Origin of the sequence: Caulobacter sp. B11, from assembly GCF_002737765.1 — a bacterium.
In the GTDB taxonomy this organism is placed as follows: domain Bacteria; phylum Pseudomonadota; class Alphaproteobacteria; order Caulobacterales; family Caulobacteraceae; genus Caulobacter.
The window spans coordinates 1-5,160 of sequence record NZ_PEGG01000355.1; the positions used below are offsets into that span (position 1 = coordinate 1).

Below are 5,160 nucleotides of genomic sequence, written 5' to 3' on the forward strand. Positions count from 1 at the left end.
AGGACGACGACCGGGGCGTAGTTGCGGGCCTCTTCGGCCGGCATCTGGCAATAGGTCACCACGATCACCGTGTCGTTCTTCTGCACCAGGCGGGCGGCCGCGCCGTTGACGCCGATCACCTTGGAGCCGCGCGGCGCCTCGATGGCATAGGTGGTGAAGCGGGCGCCGGTGGTGATGTTGAGCACGTCGACCTGCTCGTTGGGCAGGATCCCCGAGGCGTCGAGCAGGTCGCGATCGATGGCGATCGAGCCCTCATAGTCGAGGTCGGCCTGGGTGACGGTGGCGCGGTGAAGCTTGGCCTTCATCATCGTCAACAACATGGCGACCCATCCCTATGTCTTTGAAAAAGCTGTACTTTGACCGACGCCACCCCCATAGGGAACGACGTCAGATCCGCGCCATATAGACAGAACCTCGCGTGACTTCAATCGTCGGGCGGCCGCGCATAGTCAGCCTCTCAGCCAGAGCCTGGCGCGCGCCCCGCTCGCGGCCGGCCCCTCCCCCTAGGTCAGCGAGGCGCGAAGGAAGGTCACCATGTCCGTCAGGACGGGCGCCTTGCCGCGCAGGGGGCGTGAGAGGGCCAGAACCGTGTCCGAATGGTCGAGACCCGCATAGTGGCGCTCCTCAACCCGCGCCCCGGCGGCGCGCAGGGCGGCGGCCAGCTTGCGGGTGTTGCGGGGATAGACCGTGGTGTCGGCGTCGCCGGTGGCCAGAAAGGCGGCGGGCGCGCCTGGGCGGGCATAGGCCCCGGGCTGGGTCGCCGGAAGATCCGGACTGTCGGCGAAGGTCCGCCGGGTTATCGGGCCGTCCAGGGGCAGGAAGTCATAGGGACCCGACAGGCCGGCGAAGGCGCGGATCACGCCCGGATCGACATCGACGGCCCGCAGATAACGGTCGTCCAGGGCCAGCATGCTGGCGTTGTAGGCGCCGGCCGAGTGGCCGATCAGCACCAGGCGCGAGGGATCGCCGCCCAGGCCGGCGGCCTGCGCGATCGCCCACTTCACCGCCAGGGCGCCGTCATCGATGAAGGTCGGATAGCGCGCTTCGGGAAAGATCCGGTAGTCCGGCACAAGCGTCAGGAATCCCTGAGCGGCCAGGGCCCTGCCGACCCAGCCATAGTCCTGCCGGCGGCCCGAATCCCAGGAGCCGCCATAGAAGAACAGCGCCGTGGGCGCCGGGCCGTCACCCTTGCGGGGCGCGTAGACGTCCAGTCTTTGCCGCGGATGAGGTCCGAAGGCCACGCCGCTGGCGGGGGCCAGGGCCGCGTCCTTGGGCGTCAGGGTGGCGAACATCGACAGGGGCGAACAGGCGGAGGCCAGCGAGGCCGCCAGGGCGGTCAATCCGGTGCGTCGTGTCACTGATCCGTCCATCCGTGGCTCCAATCCGGGCTGCTGGTCGAACAAGCTACGGCGCGACCGGCCCCACGGACTAACGCGACTCGACGAGTTTCCCGATGGCCTCGAGATACCGCTGAAACGCCGCGCGGCCGGGTTCGGTCAGGCTGATGCGCGTCAGAGGCTTGCGTCCGACGAAGCTTTTCTCGATCGCCACATAGCCGGCGTCCTCCAGCTTGCGCAGGTGGACCGACAGGTTGCCGTCGGTGGCCTGCAGCCGGGCCTTCAAGACGTTGAAGTCGGCCGCCTCCGCGCCCGCCAGATAGGCCATCACGCCCAGGCGCAGCCGCCCGTGAATGACCTCGTCGATGTCGTCGATCTCGAACTCGTCCATGCCTGGCGCTTTCAGACCAGGTGCGAGGGTTCTTGCCGCAGCAAAAGATAGCCGGGCACGGTCGCGAACAGCACCAGGCTGGCGGCATAGACCAGCAGGGTCGAGGCGTGGCCGCCAAGGGCCGCCATGCCCAGAGCGCTGCCATAGCAGCCGAAGGCGACGGCGCTCATCCAGCCGCGCCGCGTCATGGCGGACGCCACCGACCAGGCCGCGCCATACAGCGGCAGGACGATCACCGGGAACAGGCTCATCAGGCCAGGCTGGCCCAGGCGCGCGGCCATGATCGCCATGCCGACCAGGATCACGACGATCGTCCAACCCACGGCGGACCACACCGCCCGCGCGGCGCGATTGACGGTCGCGGCGGCCCCCGCCTGCTGCTTCGATCGCCGACCCAGCAGGGTCGCGAGCATGCCGAAACCCAGTCCCGCTGAGATCCAGATCGCGGAAAAGGCCCAGGGCGAAACGCGCAGGGCGCCGACCATCACCGCCCAGTGCGCCACCGAGGCCGCGCCAAAGATCAGACCCGCGGCCATCAGGATGCCGCCGCCGAGCAAGGGGGCGGATCGCCCTTCCTCGGCCAGGGCCCGCATGAAGGCGATGTCGTCGCGAAGGTCTTTCATCTGGTCTTTCACGGTCACTCTCCTGCCCTGTCGCCGACAGCCTAGCAGAACAACTTTAAAACGCAGAGTGCTTTTTCTAGAGCTTGAACGACCCGGAGGTGATCTTGGCGTGCAGCGCCTTGGTCAGTTTCACATAGCCCTTCGCGGGATCGCGGAAATAGAGCGGATCCTTGGTCAGGCTGAGGTCGAAGCCGTCATTGACCAGATCGATCTTGCGATACTTGAAGGTGCCCGTGGTCTCGATCTGCTTTTGCAGGCGCACGAACACGGGTCGAGCATAGCCGGGAAGCTCGCGGTCGACGTAGTCGGCCAAGGTCGCCAGATCGAACGGATCCTCGACCACCAGGGCGGCCATGCCGGCCTTGCCGTCCATGCCATGGATCGGCACGCCATAGACATTGACCTCCAGCACGCCGGGCACGCCGGCGAGGCGCTCGGCCACCTCGCTGGTGGCGACGTTCTCGCCCTTCCAGCGGAAGGTGTCGCCGATACGGTCGACGAAGTAGATGTAGCCGTCGCCGTCTATGCGCATCAGGTCGCCGGTTCGGAACCAGGCGTCGCCCTTTTCAAAGACGTCGTGCAGGATCTTCTTCTCGGTGGCGGCCTTGTCGGCATAGCCGGTGAAGCTGGTGCGGGCGTCGTTGGCGATTTGGCCTATGCATTCGCCCACCTCGCCGGGGCTGACCTCGATGCAGCAGCCGTCAGCCGCGCGCACCGGCTGTTCATGTTCGACGTCGAAGCGGACGATCCGGGTGTTGAACTTGCCCCGCAGATAGCTCGGAATTCGCCCGATGGCCCCGCGACGGCCGTCGAAGTTGAAGAACGAGACATTGCCTTCGGTCGCGCCATAGAATTCCAGCACGCCGCCGACCTTGAACCGGTCCAGCATCACGTCCCAGACATCGGGGCGCAGGCCGTTGCCGAAGATCAGCCGGATCTTGTGATCCTGTTCGCCCTCGGCCTCGGGCGCATTGGCCAGATAGCGGCACAGCTCGCCGATATAGACGAACATCGTGCAGCCCTCGGCGCGGATATCGCTCCAGAAGTGCGTGGCCGAGAACTTCTTGCGCAACACGATCGAGCCGCCGTTGAGCAAGCCCGCCCCCATGGCGCAAAGGCCGCCGGTGGCGTGGTAGAGGGGAAGGGTCACATAGATGCGATCGGTCTTGCGGGCGTCGGTCGAGCCCGCGAAGCCGCGCATATAGAGCTGAGCGCGCATGTGGGTGATCTTGGCGGCCTTGGGCAGGCCGGTCGTGCCGCTGGTGAAGATGTAGAGCACCGTGTCCTTGGCGGTCAGGCCGCCCCGCGAGGTCTGGCGATCCGGCCGAAGCTGGCTGCAGCTCTTCAGCGCGTTGACGAGGTCGCGCTGATCGCCATGGACGGGCCCCTGCACCCATTGCTGCACGTGCCGCGACAGCTGCCCCTTCACCTGCTCGAAGCAGGGCGAGGTTTCGGCGTCGACGATGCAGTGCATGGCCTGGGAGATGTTGAGGCAATGGGCCAAGGCCGCGCCGGTCAGCTGGTTGTTGATCAGGGCGGTGGCGACCCCACCTTGGACAGGCCAAACCAAATCGGCAGGTATTCCAGCCGGTTGGGCATGAACAACGCCACGGTCTGGCCGCGGGTGATTCCCTGCCCCTTGGCCCAGTGGGCGTAGCGATTGGCGATGGCGTCCATCTCGCCATAGCTGATCGTGCGGCCTTCAAAGGAGATGGCGGGGCTGTCGCGCCAGGTGTCGATCGCCGTTTCGAGATCGTCGCAGATCAGATTGTCGCTGTCGGGCTTGATCGACTTCACGCGCTTCAGGGTGCGCATCAGCCCCCTGAGAAATCGCCACTCACGCTTCAACTTGGCCTCTAGTCGCATCGACGCTCTCCGTTGAAACAACCTTTGGAGAGCGCCGCGGGGGCGGGTCAAGGCGCGCAGGCCTTCCGTTCGCGCTAACGGGAGAACCCGAGCCTATGGAGGGCAGCCGCGGACGAAACCGCTCGTCCGCGGCCAAGGTTGTCGCGGCTAGCCCGCCGCCTGGCGGCGCTGGGCGTCGCGCTCGCTCTTGAGCTTCTCGGCCACCAGGAAGGCCAGTTCCAGGGCCTGCTCGCCGTTCAGGCGGGGGTCGCAATGGGTGTGGTAACGGTCCGCCAGATCGCCTTCCGAAACCGCGCGCCACGCCGCCGATGCACTCGGTCACGTTCTGGCCGGTCATTTCCAGGTGCACGCCGCCGGGGTGGACTCCCTCGGCCTCGGCCACCTCGATGAAGGTCTTAACCTCCGACAGGATGCGGTCGAACGGCCGGGTCTTGTAGCCGGTGGAGGCCTTGAGCGTATTGCCGTGCATCGGATCGGTGGCCCAGACCACCGAGCGGCCGGCCGCCTTGGTCGCCCGCATCAGGCGCGGCAGACGATCGGCGATCTTGTCCGAGCCAAAGCGACCATACAGGGTCAGACGCCCCGGCTCGTTGGCGGGTTGAGCACGTCGATCAGCCGCAGCAGGTCGTCGGCTTCCATGGCCGGCCGCACTTGAGTCCGATCGGGTTCTTCACGCCGCGCATGTATTCGATATGGGCGCCGTCCAGTTGGCGGGTGCGCTCGCCGATCCACAGCAGGTGGGCGCTGGTGTCGTACCAGTCGCCCGAGGTCGAATCGACGCGGGTCATGGCTTCCTCGAAGCCCAGCAGCAGGGCCTCGTGCTGGTGAAGAACTCCACCCGGCGCAGGTCGGGCTGGTCTCGGGGGTGACCACCGCCGCCATGAAGGTCAGGGCCTCGGAGATCTTTTCCGACAGCTCGCGGTACCGCGCGCCCTGCGGGCTG

At 66.7% G+C, this 5,160-nt stretch carries 4 protein-coding genes and 2 pseudogenes; all 6 read right to left on the reverse strand.

Translation table 11 applies throughout. From position 1 onward, the window contains the following. The coding region (panD, locus tag CSW58_RS12600) for an aspartate 1-decarboxylase (protein WP_099447517.1) at positions 1 to 320 on the reverse strand (320 nt) is incomplete at its 3' end. A gap of 183 nt (positions 321 to 503) precedes the next feature. Beyond that, the gene (locus CSW58_RS12605; protein WP_099447518.1) at positions 504 to 1,370 is read right to left on the reverse strand and encodes an alpha/beta hydrolase; all 867 of its coding nucleotides are present in this window, start codon (positions 1,368 to 1,370) and stop codon (positions 504 to 506) included. A 58-nt stretch (positions 1,371 to 1,428) separates the two neighbouring features. Next, positions 1,429 to 1,728, reverse strand: a complete 300-nt coding sequence (locus CSW58_RS12610; RefSeq protein ID WP_099447519.1) for a transcriptional regulator — start codon at positions 1,726 to 1,728, stop codon at positions 1,429 to 1,431. An 11-nt stretch (positions 1,729 to 1,739) separates the two neighbouring features. Further along, a complete protein-coding gene (locus CSW58_RS12615) occupies positions 1,740 to 2,363 on the reverse strand; it encodes a hypothetical protein (protein WP_236627820.1) in 624 nt (207 codons plus the stop codon). Positions 2,364 to 2,427: 64 nt separating this feature from the next. After that, positions 2,428 to 4,217, reverse strand: a pseudogene (locus CSW58_RS12620) (long-chain-acyl-CoA synthetase). Positions 4,218 to 4,364: 147 nt separating this feature from the next. Next, positions 4,365 to 5,160 (reverse strand): annotated as a pseudogene (locus tag CSW58_RS12625) (3-deoxy-7-phosphoheptulonate synthase); the annotation flags it as partial.

Excerpts from the sequence above, each read along its gene's own strand:
- CSW58_RS12605 (WP_099447518.1), bottom strand. The coding sequence starts at position 1,370 with ATGGACGGATCAGTGACACGACGCACCGGATTGACCGCCCTGGCGGCC.
- CSW58_RS12610 (WP_099447519.1), bottom strand. The coding sequence starts at position 1,728 with ATGGACGAGTTCGAGATCGACGACATCGACGAGGTCATTCACGGGCGG.